Here is a 212-nt window from a genome sequence, read left to right as displayed (position 1 = left end):
GGTTGGACTAACCAATTATGGGAAACCAGTCAAATACCATACTTGGTTGTGAAGACCATCAAATTGTAATTGATGGCTTGGTATCCAGCATTAATAACGATAAAAGCTACAAAGACGTTGGGGCGGTTAATGATGGTGGATTAGTTGTTCAAGAATTTAAACGATTTCAACTAGACATTATTCTTTTGGACCTCAAACTTCCTAATAAAAAT

1 protein-coding gene is annotated in these 212 nt (G+C 35.4%); it reads left to right on the top strand.

Annotated features, from left to right (window positions below):
• Nucleotides 1–17: 17 nt before the first annotated feature.
• Nucleotides 18–212 (top strand): response regulator (locus ACRHOC_RS15900; RefSeq protein ID WP_431159525.1); only part of this gene is annotated, 195 nt, incomplete at its 3' end.

This window comes from Winogradskyella poriferorum (assembly GCF_050618035.1).
GTDB lineage: Bacteria > Bacteroidota > Bacteroidia > Flavobacteriales > Flavobacteriaceae > Winogradskyella > Winogradskyella poriferorum_A.
This window is presented reverse-complemented; position numbering and strand designations above follow the sequence as displayed.